Here is a 13,911-nt window from a genome sequence, read left to right as displayed (position 1 = left end):
GCCGTAGGGACGATGTCTCACCAGAGGTCTGAATGGCAGGCACGCCAAAAATGGCGTGTCGTTGTGATGTCAACGCACGAGCTCCTCTGCAAAGTAGCCTCGGTCCTGTAGTTGACGGAGACGGGATGCTGCCACCTTATCGCTTGGCTGAGATATCGGCGTCCGCAGGTCCTCCGACAGAGGAAGAACGACGATGATCTGATCCTGAGGAATAGCTTTGCGACGATCCGTTAGATAACCCGTGAGGCTCCGCATGCCGTCAGCTGCAATGAAGGCGCCGAATTCGTCCAGGGCGATGAGACGGTTCTGGGCATGTTCATCGGTCCGGTCCAATCGGGATAACCGCGCACGGGTATATGCAAGTGCCTGCTGCCCGCTCGAAAATGCTTGAAGTGGACGTCCTAGTCGCTGCCCGTTTACGCTCCACGAAACTTCCATAGTCTGGAGGTCAAGTGCGACATCGGTCCCGCCATCAAAAAGTGCATCACGGACCTCTGGGTGTTCAAACCAGTGATTGACTTCGCTGGCTAACCATCCTTGCACTTGCGCAGCCCATCGCTGCTCACCGTATCGGGGGCCACCCTGAAATTGCTTCGCCAAGCTACCCAAAGCCTCGCCTATCGCCTGGACGTCGTTCACGAACAGGCCCAAGCGCTCCCTTGCTGAATCTGCCGCCTCATGCAGGCGTGTCAGTATCTGCAATTGACTCTCAACGCCTGTTCCTGGGTTCTCAAGTAGTTTTGCAAGAGATCCAGGCAGCCATTTCGCTTCGCGCAACGATGCGACGACCGAATCAATATTTCGCACTCTTTCGTTCAAGGCATTTTTGAGGCTTGTGGTTTCAGACTGGGCTAGCGGAGTTTCTATCTGAAGGCTTTGCATTTGAGCCTGTGCGGCGTCGTGTTCAGAACGAAGCCTCGATTGATCGACGTTAGCATTCCGGCAAAGCGCCGCGAGCTGCTGAGTTAGATCCTGTTCAGTTTTGCCTCCGCCCAGAACCGATCGCGCTTGCAGAACCTGCTGCTCGCGAGCTCGCAAACTACGAATGTGCTCTTCGTCGCTAGCTCGTCGAGATAAGAGGTCACGTACGGTGATTGCCGCACCTTCCGGAAGTTCTGCAGCCGCCTTTTCGAGACGACCCCGCGCCTGTTTGACCTTCCGGCTTAGGTCATTGACTGCCTCGCTCTGCATGGCTAGGCTTGACAGCTGCCCAACACGGTCTCTGGCGCGCACGATTTGAGCTTCGACCTGCAGGGCTGACATGCTCGGCGGCTCATTCACGCGCTTCGCAAGTTCGCCTTCCAAGGAAGTACGAAGTGTGCGAACGGTCCAAGGATCCTTCAACGATGTCACAGCAAAAACTACCTGATCTGAAATGCCAGATTCTTCCGCTTCTCGCAAGCACTCAGTCAAAGAGCGAAGCAGCGCTACAACGAGTGGCGTAGCGTGAACGTGAGGCAGTTCAGCAACAAGGTTGTCTAATCTTTGGCTCGCACCTGTTAAAGCTGATTCGATCTCACTTGCTTCAGTATCAACTTTTGCGGCCTGAGCGAGGGAGCTGAACGCAGCGACTGCCTTTGTTAGGGCTGATTCTCGTTGTTCGAGATGCTTTTGCGCGCGAACAAATTCCTTCTGTGCATCTTGATCGCGTTGTGTTCGCTCAGAGGCATGCGTGATTTCTTCATCGAGGCCCTTGATCGAATCCTCAACCTTGGCAATTTCACCGTTTAGCTCGGTTAGTTGCTCTTCAAGGCCCGGCATAAAGCCCCGAACCTCTTCAAGCTGAACTGAGGTCAGAAGAGCTTCCTCCAAGAGGCTTAATCTGTCTTTGGAGTCCCGCAATTGCTTGTCAAGATCTATCGTGCGAAGCTCTGCCACTTTCAGGCGGCGGTGATCGCCATGGTAGCTAGCTAGGTCGTAACCAGCTGCTTTCTCCTGGATTTCTGCTAGCAAGTGATCCAAGGCAGCTCGGCGCTCCCAGCCCTGCCCGCCGGTTGACATCCAATTGCCAACTGCAAGAGCAGCGTCTCCCACAGGCCCAGACATCGTGTCAATAAGGGACTCGTGCCCAACAAGCCGATGTACCTGAAGTAGCTCACGTACGTCTGAAATATTGGAGTTCTTACCATCAATTTTGATTCGACCGACTTGATCTCCGAGGAAGCCTGGGGCAGCAGGCCACCTAGACGTGTCGATAGCCCATTCGATTCGATTGGCGCCGCGAAGGTCCGTCACGACAATGTTCGCAGCGGTCAATTGTTGCCGCAGCGTGCTCCATGCCTGATGTTCGCGCTCATATGGCTGGAATCCTGTGCACAGTTGCAATAGCCTTAGCGCCGTGCTCTTTCCGATTCCATTGTGCCCCTCAATGCGACAAAGACCGATGTCAGGAATTTCTTCAATGATACGCAGTCCGCGTCGACATTCCGACTTAATCGTGAATCGCATGAGCCACCAGCTTTTGAAGAGCAGCGTCTTCCTCGAAGGCTTGATCGATCAACAAGCTCAAGATTCCCAGATCAATTTCGAGTGTGGCGGCGCTGTCTGTCTGATCGGCCTGGCCGTGGGCTTGGAGCGTTCCCACGTCGGTTGCCGACGTAGGCAACGAGCGCCTTGGAACCGAAGTGATCTCCCTCAGCACCCGCTCGACTATCTGCGGTTCGTAATTTGCCATGCCAGCTCCACTATAGAGGTCAGTAGAGAAACCCTACCTGCACAGGCGTGATCGTGTGGGGAGCTGGGCGCAACAGGTCTGATGTGGACATGATGAGGTCGCGGTGCTCGGCCGCTGGATGGCGGTGGCACGCATGGCTTGTCCTGTGGTTTGCGGCCTGGCGCCGCGCCGGTCTTGCCTCGGTGGACTGGGGCTGGCGGGGACGGTGGACTTCGATCACCTTGATGCCGACGACGAGCAAGTAGCGGGCACGCCTGTGCAGTATGATCCGGAGCCTTCCGAGCCGGCTTGCCTTAGCTAGCTAAGTCCACGTAGCCAGGTGAGCACCTGGCAGGGGCGGACAGTCGAGCAACGGGCGGACTTCAGTGACGGGTCTCGCTTGGCAAGGTTCCGGTCACGGTCGATCGGGCCCTGCCATCGGGCGGTGCCGGAGGTGAGCGAAGTATCCTGGCTGCCGTCCTGGTGCTGGGTCAATGATTTCTTGCCGGCCGAGAATCCTTCATCCTGGATCCAGGGCAACAGTCGGGATCTCTTGACGTCCCAAGGCCTACTGCCTTGCGATCTCCGTCGCCTGCGGTAGGTACCGCAAGCAAGTCGGTTCAGTGCGGACGGTAGGCGTCACGGCGATGCTGGATGTCCACGACAGTGACGGTGTGCTTGTCCTCGTCGATTCGGTAGAGGACTCGGTACGTGCCGCGCCGTGCGGAGTGTCGGTCATCCAAGGGCGGCATCAGGCGCTTGCCAACGCGGTGCGGATTGTCCAGCAGGGGACCGGTGATGAACTCGTACACAGCCGCCACGACCGCCTCCGGAAGCCGCTCGGCCAACGCACGGCGGACCGTGGCGGTGTAGCGCAAGTCGTACCGCTCATGCTGGCCCGGTGGGGTCACGCCGCCGATCCGCGGCGAGCGGCCATCAGCACCTCGAGGTCATCGATACCGTAGGTCTCCCCGCGGGCGATCTCCTTCTCAGAGGAAGCCAGCCGGCGCAGCGTCTCAGGGTCCGAGAGCACCGCAAGAGTCTCCTCCAGCGATTCCAAGTCTTCGACCGAGACCAGCACAGCCTGCGGGCGGCCGTGCACAGTCACCGTGACCCGCTCGTGCTGCTCGGCCACCTGGCCGACCAGCTCTGAGAGCCGGGTCTTCACCTCACCCAACGGCACCGTGATCGTCATAACCAAAAGTATGACCAAAAAACCAGAGCTTGTCGAGCAGGTACGCACGTACTCATCGTCAGTTACGCACTTCTGAGCGTTTTAGGAGGTAAATGTGCCTATTGATGATCTGTGGTACCTCAAGAGCTGGGCTGGGGACAGCGAGCACGCTAGGGCGAAAGCCTGGGGTAAGGGATCCCGCTGGAGAGTGCGTTTCCGCCAGCCGGACGGACGCCCGGCCACGAAGGCGTTCCACGATGAGGAGCAGGCACGAGTCTTTGACGCTCTCATGGCGGCCAGCCAGGTCACCGTCGATGAGGCCATGCGGCTGGCTCGTGCCTTGGCAGTCGCCGGCCTGACAGGAACCCAAGCTCGCATGACGACATCTGCGGCGCCGCGCACCGAGCCGATTTTGGACCAAACCCCGAACGCCCCGATGATGTCCGGCGCGCCGAACACCGGTCGGTCGGCGATGGACCGGCGGGCCAAGCGGGCAGAGCAGACCGCGGCGTTCAGGCCGACCAGGGGTCGGCCCATCAAAGGCCAGACCTGTGCCTTCCGTGCCTACGCGGAGCGGTGGCGGTCATCTCGGCGGCTGCTCCACTCGCTGGAGCGCCAGCGGCACGTCGAGTCACACCTGTTCACCCACATCTACCCCTTCTTCACCTGGTTCACGATGGAGGAGGTCACCACCACACTCGTACTGGAGTGGCTCGTTGACCGCCTCGGGCGCAGATGCGCGCACAGCAGCCTCCAGACCTACTTCAACCTGCTCAACGCGATTCTCAACGCCGCCGAGGCCGACGGCGTGATCCCCAAGAACCCCTGCAAGGCGATCAACCTCCGCGAAGCCCTCAAGGGCATCAGCAAGACTCCGAAGTGGGTTCCCGACCGTCGCCAGACTGTTCGGCTACTGGAGGTCGTTCCAGCGCAGTACAAGGCCGCGATCTGGTACGGGGTCGGGCATGGTCTGCGGTTCGCCGAAGTGATGGGCCTGGAGGCCGGAGCCCGCTGTATCGATACCGCGAACCAGACACTTCACGTCATCCAGCAACTGCGCTTCCACACCCGGGCCTACGGCGGCTTCTACCTGTGCCCACCCAAGTCAGGAAGCGTAGGCAGACTCGACCTCGACCCCACCGTGGCTTCCATCACAGAGCAACACCTGCGGCACTTTCCACCTGTGGAGATCCTCCTCCCGGACATCTCCCTGCGGATGCCAGACCCAGGCAAGCCAGCGGACATGCGAACGGCGCACCTACTGTTCTACGACCACCTGAAACGCCCTCTGCATGACCGGCGCTGGGCACTGCTCTGGTGTTCCTGGCGTGAGCAGGCGGGCTGGCCGAAGGAGGGCACCTTTCACAGCCTGCGGCACTTCTTCGCCACCACGATGATCCAAGAGGGCGCCGAGCCCACCGAGATCCAGCACGAACTCCGTCACGCGAAGTTGGAGACCACCTGGAGCACCTACATCCACTGGTGGCCTCGACGCCATCGAGTCCAGGCCCTTGTAAGTAGTGCCTTATTGAGAGAGGCCAATGAGAGCTGAGACGCGTGGGCCTCCAGGACTGTGCAGAAGTGGGCCTGGGACTTGAGCCCCAAACCCGCTGAACTCCTGGAAATCACTGCTGACCAGGCGAAACACTCAGCCCACAAGGGATCAATGGCAATCGAGCCATGGCGGCTCGGGAGCAAACCCCGACAAACTTGTCGCGGTTTGTAGCGACGAAAAAGGCCCTGACCCGAGTTTCCCCAGGTCAGGGCCTAGTTGCTGTGCGCCGCCAGGGACTCGAACCCCGAACCCGCTGGTTAAGAGCCAGCTGCTCTGCCAATTGAGCTAGCGGCGCTCGCTTGCAACGGAGAGAACATTAACACGCACCCCCTCCGGCGTGCCAATCCGGGGGTGGCGGCACGAACCGGCGAACCCGCTGGCGCGATCCCCCCGGGATCCGGCTATGATGGGTCGTCGCCCCAGGCAATGGGGCGCATGGTGGCTGTGGCTCAGCTGGTAGAGCACTGGGTTGTGGTCCCGGGGGTCGCGGGTTCGAGTCCCGTCAGTCACCCTGATAGAGCAAGAGGCCCGATCTTCGGATCGGGCCTCTTCGCATTTCCCGGCCAGCCCCACGCAGGTCAGTCACGTCGCGCCCAGCCGCGCAGATCAGCCGCGTCGTGCCAGGCCAGGTCGGCCCGGCACCCACAAAGCCCCGTCCCGGGCCGAGGCGGGTCCACTGACAGCCCCAGCCCAACAAGCGAACCCCGCGCGGCACCCGAGGGGCGCGGATCCCTACTCCCCGACCGGCATCTCCGCGACCACCTGCGCCGCCACCGCCTTGGCCCCGTCCACGTCCAGCCCGGGCCCGGGCACGAACAGCGTCCGCCGGTAGTACTCCAGCTCGCGGATGCTCTCCTTGATGTCGGCGAGGGCCCGGTGCGCCAACCCCTTCGCCGGCTGCCCGTAGTAGGTCCGGGGGTACCACCGCCGCGCCAGCTCCTTGATCGAGGACACGTCGATCATCCGATAGTGCAGATGTGCATCCAACACGGGCATATCCCGCGCGATGAAGCCCCGGTCGGTCGCGATCGAGTTGCCGCACAGGGGGGCGGTGCGGGGGTTGGGGACGTGCTGCGTCACGTACTCCATGATCATCTCTTCGGCCTGACCCACGGTGACCGTGGCGTTACGCACTTCCTTCGTCAGGCCAGACTTGGAGTGCATCTTGCGGACCACCTCGACCATGCCGTTCAGCAGTTCGTCGGGGGCCTTGATGACGATGTCGACCCCGTCTCCGAGCACGTTCAGCTCGGGGTCGGTCACCAGGGCCGCCACCTCGATCAGGGCGTCACGCCCAAGATCCAGGCCGGTCATCTCACAGTCGATCCAGACAAGAAGCTCGCTCACGATGCATAGCCTAGGCGTCCGAGGCCCACCTCGTGGCACTCCACGGGGCATACTTGCCGGATGCGCATGCTGATCCTCGGCGGGAGCGTGTTCCTGAGCCGCTCCATCGCCGGTCAAGCCATCGCCGCCGGCCACGATGTGACCTGCGCCTCCCGTGGAAAGAGCGGGACGGCGCCGGCCGGGACGACGTTTGTCCAGCTCGACCGGTCCGTGGGGCTCGATCCGTTGGCCGACCAGACTTTTGACGCGGTCGTCGACGTGTCGAGCAACCCCGACCATGTCCGGGAGGCGGTGAAAGCGCTCGCCGGGCGTGTCGGGCACTGGACGTATGTGTCGAGCGTCTCCGCGTACGCGGATCAGTCGGTTCCCGGACAGCTCGCCCACCAGACACCGCTACACGACCCGGACGACGAGGGCTACGGCCCGAACAAGGTCGCCTGCGAGGAGGCCGTGCGCGGCAGCGGGGTCCCGGCGCTGATCTGCCGGGCCGGCCTGATCGTCGGCCCGGGCGACGCGATCCCGAGGTTCTCCTACTGGCCGCTGCGGCTCGCGAAGGGCGGCGAGGTGCTGGTGCCGGGCGAGCCGGAGCGCCTCGTGCAGTATGTGGACGTCGCCGACCTGTCGAGTTGGCTGGTCCGGTCGGTCCTGGAGGGCCAGACGGGCACGTTCGACGGCACCGGGCCGGCCCGCCCGTTCGGGGAGCTGCTCACCGAGATCGCCGAGGGCGTGGGTTCCAACGCGAAACTGACCTGGGTGGACCACGACTTCCTGCTCGACCGGGGCGTCGAGCCGTGGGCCGGGCCGCACTCGCTGCCGCTGTGGGTGTGGCGGGAGTACGCCGGCATGCTCAGCCGCGACACCACCCCGGCGATCGCCGCCGGCCTCACGGTGCGCAGCGCGGCGGAGACGGCCCGCACGACCCTCGACTGGTGGCACGGCCAGAAGACCGAGCCGACCCTGGCCGCCGGCCTCACCCCGGAAGAGGAGACGACGCTGCTCCGCGCCTGGCACACCCGAAACCATTAGACGGCTACGAGTGGGGCGTCCCCGGCAGCGTCGGTGAGTCCGGGGCCGGTCAGAAGTCGAACTCGCCCGACTTGGCCCCGGCCATGAACGCGGCCCACTCGTCGGCGTTGTAGACGATCGCCGCGCCGTCCGGGTGGTGGCTGTGGCGCACCGCGACCTTGCCGTCCGCCAACGGGGCGACATCGACGCACGATCCGTCTGGAGTGCCGCCGCTACGCGTGCTTTTTCGCCACGGCTGGTCTCCGAGCTGGCTTGCCCGGATGACCGGACCGGTCTCCGTCATCGGTGAGGCCCTCCGCCGTCTCTCTGATCAGGTCTCGGCTCGCCGCCTCGTCGAGGCACACGCGCCAAATCTGATCGTATACGGCATCGAACTTTTCAGATTCCGGCGATTCCACATAAAGGTTGCCGCTGAGCGTCTCGACCTGGGCAACATCTGGGTAGGGCGCGACCAACTCGAAGAAGCTGAACGGGCCGACAGCTCCGGCTTTGCTGGGTTCCCAGTCGGCTAGCGGCAGCACCCGGAGCCTCACCCTGAAATGCGGCGGCAGGTCGGCCAAGTGGTTCAGCTGCTCACGCACGATGTCGGTCGATCCGACCCGATGGTGGAGCACTGATTCGTGCAGGATCACGTCGAGGCGCGGCGGGTTGGGCTTCTCGAAGACGAGCTGCCGACTGGTGCGGAGCTCGATCGCGCGCTGGTTCAGCTCTTCGTCATCGCGATGCGGCCCGTTGCGGAAGAGTGTTTCCATGTGACCCCGGGTTTGGAGAAGGCCAGGGATATTCAGCAGGCTGAACTGCCGGATCGCCTCCGCACGTTGCTCTAGCCAGACCAGGTCGATGAACGTCCGGTCGTAGTAGGTGGCGTAGCCGTCCCACCAGCCCCGAACGCCGATCTCCTCGCAGTGGTGCAGCAGGTTGCCACGCTGCTTGCGGTCCGTGACGCGGTAGAGGTCGAGGAGCTTCAGCAGGTCCGGGCTCTGGATTGGATACTCGCCGGACTCGAACCGGCTGATCGTGCCGGCGTTCTTGCCGAGGTAGTCCGACACGTCCGACAGCGTGAGGCACGCCGTGTCGCGCAGTTCGTAGAGCGCCGCGCCCAGCCACTGCGCACGCAGCGGGATGTCCTTGGTCTTGTCCCGTTTCGCCACCCGACAATCGTGCCACCAGGGCAGCACAACGTTCAAGACACGCCAAAAAGAATCTTGAGCCACAATATTGTGGACTTCCCCGGATCCGTGTCACCGTGAGGACATGGGTCGCTACTGGCAGGTCATCCGGACGTTGATTCCTCGGGACGCCGCCGACCGGGAGGTCGTGCTGGAGTTCGCCACGGTGCAGAGCAACTGCGAGGCCATGGCCATCTTCGCCGTGTGGCGCCGGCAGCCGGGGGTGCTCGCCGGGCGGCACCGGGTCAAGGTGGTCGAGGGCGAGGAGCGGCCGGACTGGATGGACCTGGTGGACCTCGTACACCTCACGAGATGTCTCGCGGCCTATCCCGCCCGCAGCCAGGCACGGATCACGCGGGGCGACGGCGGCCGGCTGCGGTTGAGCCGGACCGGGGACGCACTGGTCAGCCGGCAGTCGCTCGGCCTGCTGCTGACCCGGCACGGGTTCACGCCCGCCGACCTCGTCGACCACGAGCGGGCGGCCCGGTTCGCGCGCCTGGTCCTCGGCGCGTGAACCGGGCCGCCCCGGCGCTTCCCGGAGCTACTTGCGGACCGTCCAGTGGTCGTTGGCGCCGACCTTCTGGAACTTCAGGCTGTTGCACCAGTAGGTGCTGCCGGTCGGGTTGACGTAGGGCTCCCAGGGCGAGTTCGCGGCCGTGGCCGGGCTCCAGACGCCGTTCTTGCGGAGCTTGATCGCGCTGGAGTCGAAGCCGTTGTTGGGCATGTCGGCGCAGTAGTACGCCTGGCCGGTCGCCGGGTTCTTCGAGGCGTAGAACTCGAAGATGTCCCAGCCGTAGTCCAGGCCGCTCGTGTCGGAGCCGCCCTTGGCGTAGAAGGTGTCCCAGGCGTTGGTCTGGTAGTTGAGCAGGTACGCGGTCCAGGTGTTGTTCGCGGCGTTCGTCTTCTCCACCTTCACGGTGTACGCCGGCCGCCCGTCCACCGTGGTGGTGTACTTCGCCAGGAACGCGCTGTCGATGTTCACCTCCTTCTTGGGGCCGTCGCCACCACACCAGTCCCAGGCCCAGACCTCGTTGGTGAGGGTGGTGCCGTAGCGCCAGTACGCCGTCGTGATCTCGATGCACGAGCCGCCCGGGGGCTTCATGGTCGGCGTGTACATGAAGTCGCCGTCCTTGCTCGTCCTCCAGTTGGTGACGACGGACTGGGTGGCCTGGAGGCCGTCTCCCGAGGACGCGGTGGGCTCGACGCCCCAGAAGTGGTGCAACTGCTGCGCGGCGGCGCCCTGGGCCTTCTCCGTCGCGCGGATCTGGTGGAGTTCGCGGAACTTGGCCACCGCCCCGGCACGGCGGGCCTGGGCCGCCGGGGAATCGGGGATCGCGGCCACCGTGCCACCGTGGCCGGTCGGGTCGCCGCCCGGGCCGCGCGCCTCGGCGGCCGTCGGCGCGGCCAGTGCCGCGAGGACCAGCGCGGCCCCCAGAACGAGTCTGCCTGCTCTCATACCGTTGCCTCCCTGCAAGGTAAAAGATCGAAATACTTAGGTAAGTGAATGGTTTACCCGGCTCGAAGTATCTCGGTGGCGAGTGACAGTGGTCAATGGGGCCAGGCCCTAGACTTTCGGGATGGAAACGTTTGGCACACGCCTGCGAGCGCTCCGTACCGCCCGGGGGCTGACCCAGCAGGCCCTCGCCGCGGACGCGTGCTCCCGCGCCTACGTGTCCACCGTGGAGGCCGACCGCGCCGCCCCGTCCGCCGAGCTGCTGCAACACTTCGCGACCACGCTCGGCCTGACCGTCGCCGAGCTGCGCACCGGCCCGGTCCCCGACGCCGCCCACGACCGCGCGCTACGGCTCGCCCGCGCCTGGCTGAAACCGCACGGCGCGGCCTTCACCGGCGGCACGTTCTGGGACGTGTGCGGCCAGGCCCAGCAGGCCCTGGAAGCCGGCCGGTGGGCCCAGGCCGATCAGCTGTTCACCGACGCCACCCGGCTCCCCGACGCCGTCGCGCACTACGCGACCGCCCGCCGGGTGGGGTGCCTGACGGCGGCCGGCGAGCCGGAGTACGCCGCGCACCTCGGTGAGGGGGCCCTGGCCGGCCTGCCCGCCCATCCCGACCCCGACTGGGTGGTGTGGCTGTGCGCGGCGCTCCAGGAGCCGTACCGGGCCCTCGGCGCGACCGGTCAGGCCGAGGCACTCCGCACTCGCGCGCTCCTCCTCGCCGGGACCGGGGCCGAACCGGGGCCGGCTGCGGCGATGCTGATCGCGCACGGGGTGCCGGAACGGGCCCTGGCGCTGCTGGTCCGGTGGCCGCTGCTCCGGCTGCTGGCCCCGCCGCCGGTGGACGAGATCGCGGAGCTGACGGCCGAGGCGCGGGGGCTCGCCGAGGCCGGTCGGCTACGGGAGGCGATCGAGGTGCTGGAACGCGCGTGCGCGGTCGTGCTGAGCCCGGCGCCGGGGGTCAGATCACCCCGGGCCGCCGGGTAGCGGGGTACGTGCCGCGGGCCATGAGTCGCCGACCCGGGGCGCGGGGGAATTCGGGTGACGGGGCAGGGCCAACGGTTCAGGATGGGGCATGCTCACAGACCACTTTCCCCTGGTCGGGTTACGCCTGAGGACGCCGAGGCTCGAACTGCGCCTCCCCGGGCCCGAGGAACTCGCCGCCCTGGCCGACGTCGCCGCCGAGGGCGTGCACGACCCCGCCGAGATGCCGTTCACCACGCCATGGACCGACCTGGCTCCCGCCGAGCGGGCGCTGAGCGTGATCCAGTTCCACTGGACGCGGCTGGGCGCCAACACTCGTGAGAACTGGGGCCTGCCCCTCACCGTCCTCCACGACGGCGTCGTGGTCGGCCAGCAGGACATCAGTGCGAAGAACCTGGCGGTCCGCCGGGAGGTCGGCACCGGTTCGTGGCTGGGTCGCCGCCACCACGGGAAGGGCATCGGCACGGAGATGCGCGCGGCGGTGCTGCACCTGGCGTTCGAGGGGCTGGGCGTGGTCTCAGCCCGGTCGGCGGCGTTCGAGACGAACCCGTCGTCGCTGGCGGTGTCGCGCAAGCTGGGCTACGAGCTCGACGGCATCGACCGCGACGTGGTGCGGGGCGGGGTGTCGGTCACGCGCCGGCTGCGGCTGGGCCGCGAGGCCTGGGAGCGGCACCGCACGGTCCCGGTCACGGTCGAGGGCCTCGCGCCGTGCCTGCCGATGCTCGGCCTCCCCGGGGCCTGACTCCCGATCCGCGCACCGACGACACCCGCGCGCCGCCGGTCGACGACGCGCCACACGGCGGTCCGGCGCGACGGGAACGGGCGGGCGCCGTCCGCGCGGGTCAAGCGTGGGTCGGCGGGGTCGTCGCCGCGAGGCCGCGCTGGTAGGCGGCCACCGACTCGGCCAACCGGCCCTCGGCGGCCAGCAGCCGGCCCAGGCAGCGGCCGGACTCCACCAGCTCCCGGGCCGCCCCCAGCGCCTCGAACACGTCCATCGACGACCGCAGCGCCGCCTCGTCGGGACCCAACAGACCCCTGATCCGGTACGCGTAGCCCAGGAGCCAGCCGGCCAGCTCCCCCGGCTCGGGGAGCGCAGCGAGGGCCCCGGTGGCGTCGCCCAGGTGGTGCAGCGCCTCGGCGAGCATCGTGCGGGCCTGTAGCTGGTAGCTGGTGCCGGTCAGGGCTGCCACGGCCAGCCGGAGCTCGTCGGCGGCCGGGGCCCAGTCGAGGGCCTCCATCCGGGCCGAGGCCAGGGACAGCCGGCACAGGCCGGCGTCGGGCGAGTCAGGGGCGCACAGGGCGAGGGCCCGGTGGGCGTACCTGGCCGCCTCGGGGAACCGGTGCTGGCCGATGAAGGAGTGCGTGACTGCCCGGTAGACGAAGATCCGCAGCTCGTCGGGGGCGTCGGGCGGCAGGGTGTCCAGGGCGTGCGCGGCGGCGTCGGCGACCCGGCGGGACGCGCCGAGGATGGTGTAGGGCATGACGAGGGCCGCGTACGCGCGGGGGCCGGGGCGGTCGGCGACCAGAGCCTCGCCGTGTCGGACGGCCGCGTGGGTGTCCCCGGCGAGGGCGAGGGCCGTGACTTGGCGGCAGGTGGCCGTGTCCCGGTCGGCCACCGGCAGCTCGGCGGCTGCGGCGAACAGGCGCGCCGCCTCGGCGTACCCCCCGAGGAGGAGTTGGGTCTCTCCGGCCCGACGGAGGCCGTCGAACCTGGTGGCGTCGCCGGTGATCTCGCCGATCGTGATCTGGAGCCGTCCGGCCAGATACGCCAGGAGGTCCTCGGAGGCGGGCACCCGGTCGGCCTCCACCATGGACAGGTAGGCGCGGGTGTAGTGAGGCTCGGCGAGCTGGCGCTGGGTGAGGCCCCGGGTCAGGCGGAGGGCACGCAGCCGCGCTCCGACCGACTGGTCCATCTAGCCGCCGAAGTTCTGCGTCCAGTAGATGCCGTACTTGCTGCCGGCGGCTTCGGCGACGCCCACCCCGAGGTACTTGAACTTGCAGTTCAGGATGTTCGCCTTGTGGCCGGGGCTGTTCATCCACGCCTTCATCACCGAGGCCGGGTCGCGCTGGCCGGCGGCGATGTTCTCGCCCCACGCCGGGCCGGTGAATCCGGCGGCGGCGATCCGCTCGCCCGGGGACTTGCCGTCGGGGTTGGTGTGGTCGAAGAAGTTCCGCTTGATCATGTCGGCGGAGTGCATCCGGGCCGCGACGGCGAGCCGGGAGTCGGCGGTCACCGCCTGGCAGCCGGCGGTCTTGCGCTCGGCGTTGACCAGGGTCAGCACCTGGGCCTCGCGGGAGTCGCCCGGCGCGCGGGCCGCGCCGCGGGTGACCGACTCGTCGGCGGCCAGGGCCTCGCCGCGCGGCACCTCCACGACCAGGTCGTCGGCGTGCCCGGCGCTGCCGGCCGCGTCGATCTTCTCGGTCACGCCGTGGCCGGCGAACATCGAGAAGCCGGCACCCCCTGCGATCACGAAGAGCAACAGGGCGATCAGCAGTGGTACCCGGAGCCGAGACGACATTCATAGAACTTATCCCATGTGAAAGGGGCCCCC

At 66.3% G+C, this 13,911-nt stretch carries 15 protein-coding genes and 2 tRNA genes; 6 read left to right on the top strand and 11 right to left on the bottom strand.

What is annotated here, in order from left to right; genetic code table 11:
* Positions 1–69: 69 nt before the first annotated feature.
* The 4 genes from IW245_RS33730 to IW245_RS33715 form a co-directional block, all read right to left on the bottom strand.
* Complete coding sequence (locus tag IW245_RS33730; RefSeq protein ID WP_197007155.1) at positions 70–2,448, bottom strand: coiled-coil domain-containing protein; 2,379 nt, start codon at positions 2,446–2,448, stop codon at positions 70–72.
* A complete protein-coding gene (locus tag IW245_RS33725) occupies positions 2,432–2,674 on the bottom strand; it encodes a hypothetical protein (protein WP_197007154.1) in 243 nt (80 codons plus the stop codon). The genes IW245_RS33730 and IW245_RS33725 overlap by 17 nt, the downstream gene beginning before the upstream one ends.
* Before the next feature lie 599 nt (positions 2,675–3,273).
* Positions 3,274–3,531, bottom strand: coding sequence for a type II toxin-antitoxin system RelE family toxin (locus IW245_RS33720; protein ID WP_197007153.1), 258 nt, complete (start codon positions 3,529–3,531; stop codon positions 3,274–3,276).
* 29 nt (positions 3,532–3,560) lie between these two features.
* A complete protein-coding gene (locus IW245_RS33715; protein WP_197007152.1) occupies positions 3,561–3,848 on the bottom strand; it encodes a type II toxin-antitoxin system Phd/YefM family antitoxin in 288 nt (95 codons plus the stop codon).
* Positions 3,849–4,035: 187 nt separating this feature from the next.
* Here IW245_RS33715 and IW245_RS42475 point away from each other — a divergent pair, with 187 nt between their 5' ends.
* A complete protein-coding gene (locus tag IW245_RS42475) occupies positions 4,036–5,379 on the top strand; it encodes a tyrosine-type recombinase/integrase (protein WP_233472674.1) in 1,344 nt (447 codons plus the stop codon).
* A 225-nt stretch (positions 5,380–5,604) separates the two neighbouring features.
* Here IW245_RS42475 and IW245_RS33705 read toward each other — a convergent pair.
* A tRNA-Lys gene (locus IW245_RS33705) sits at positions 5,605–5,677 on the bottom strand.
* Positions 5,678–5,820: 143 nt separating this feature from the next.
* Here IW245_RS33705 and IW245_RS33700 point away from each other — a divergent pair.
* A tRNA-His gene (locus IW245_RS33700) sits at positions 5,821–5,893 on the top strand.
* A gap of 221 nt (positions 5,894–6,114) precedes the next feature.
* Here the strand turns inward: IW245_RS33700 and orn are convergent.
* A complete protein-coding gene (orn, locus tag IW245_RS33695) occupies positions 6,115–6,729 on the bottom strand; it encodes an oligoribonuclease (protein WP_267919928.1) in 615 nt (204 codons plus the stop codon).
* A gap of 60 nt (positions 6,730–6,789) precedes the next feature.
* Here orn and IW245_RS33690 point away from each other — a divergent pair, with 60 nt between their 5' ends.
* Positions 6,790–7,755: an NAD-dependent epimerase/dehydratase family protein gene (locus IW245_RS33690; protein ID WP_231399023.1), complete on the top strand. Its 966-nt coding sequence runs from the start codon at positions 6,790–6,792 to the stop codon at positions 7,753–7,755.
* Between the two features lie 49 nt (positions 7,756–7,804).
* Here IW245_RS33690 and IW245_RS42865 read toward each other — a convergent pair whose 3' ends face one another.
* Together IW245_RS42865 and IW245_RS33680 are read right to left on the bottom strand one after the other, a co-directional pair.
* Positions 7,805–7,927, bottom strand: a complete 123-nt coding sequence (locus IW245_RS42865; protein WP_497939820.1) for a DUF397 domain-containing protein — start codon at positions 7,925–7,927, stop codon at positions 7,805–7,807.
* Positions 7,928–7,967: 40 nt separating this feature from the next.
* Positions 7,968–8,906, bottom strand: coding sequence for a helix-turn-helix domain-containing protein (locus tag IW245_RS33680; RefSeq protein ID WP_197007149.1), 939 nt, complete (start codon positions 8,904–8,906; stop codon positions 7,968–7,970).
* A 103-nt stretch (positions 8,907–9,009) separates the two neighbouring features.
* Between IW245_RS33680 and IW245_RS33675 the strand changes: the two genes are divergently transcribed.
* Complete coding sequence (locus IW245_RS33675) at positions 9,010–9,438, top strand: hypothetical protein (protein WP_197007148.1); 429 nt, start codon at positions 9,010–9,012, stop codon at positions 9,436–9,438.
* 27 nt (positions 9,439–9,465) lie between these two features.
* On the opposite strand, the gene IW245_RS33670 is transcribed toward IW245_RS33675, so the two are convergent.
* Positions 9,466–10,380, bottom strand: a complete 915-nt coding sequence (locus tag IW245_RS33670) for a carbohydrate-binding protein (protein ID WP_197007147.1) — start codon at positions 10,378–10,380, stop codon at positions 9,466–9,468.
* Positions 10,381–10,501: 121 nt separating this feature from the next.
* On the opposite strand from IW245_RS33670, the gene IW245_RS33665 reads away from it, so the two are divergent.
* Both IW245_RS33665 and IW245_RS33660 read left to right on the top strand, forming a co-directional pair.
* Positions 10,502–11,362, top strand: coding sequence for a helix-turn-helix domain-containing protein (locus IW245_RS33665; RefSeq protein ID WP_197007146.1), 861 nt, complete (start codon positions 10,502–10,504; stop codon positions 11,360–11,362).
* An 88-nt stretch (positions 11,363–11,450) separates the two neighbouring features.
* The gene (locus tag IW245_RS33660; RefSeq protein WP_197007145.1) at positions 11,451–12,101 is read left to right on the top strand and encodes a GNAT family N-acetyltransferase; all 651 of its coding nucleotides are present in this window, start codon (positions 11,451–11,453) and stop codon (positions 12,099–12,101) included.
* A gap of 100 nt (positions 12,102–12,201) precedes the next feature.
* On the opposite strand, the gene IW245_RS33655 is transcribed toward IW245_RS33660, so the two are convergent.
* Both IW245_RS33655 and IW245_RS33650 read right to left on the bottom strand, forming a co-directional pair.
* The gene (locus tag IW245_RS33655; protein WP_197007144.1) at positions 12,202–13,272 is read right to left on the bottom strand and encodes a helix-turn-helix domain-containing protein; all 1,071 of its coding nucleotides are present in this window, start codon (positions 13,270–13,272) and stop codon (positions 12,202–12,204) included.
* Positions 13,273–13,878 (bottom strand): CAP domain-containing protein, encoded by a 606-nt coding sequence (locus IW245_RS33650; RefSeq protein ID WP_231399021.1) that lies wholly within the window; start codon positions 13,876–13,878, stop codon positions 13,273–13,275. It lies immediately after the preceding gene.
* Positions 13,879–13,911: the final 33 nt, after the last annotated feature.

Origin of the sequence: Longispora fulva, from assembly GCF_015751905.1 — a bacterium.
Taxonomy (GTDB): Bacteria; Actinomycetota; Actinomycetes; order Mycobacteriales; family Micromonosporaceae; genus Longispora; species Longispora fulva.
Note: the sequence above shows the minus strand (reverse complement) of the source record. Positions and strands in the feature narration are given on the sequence as shown.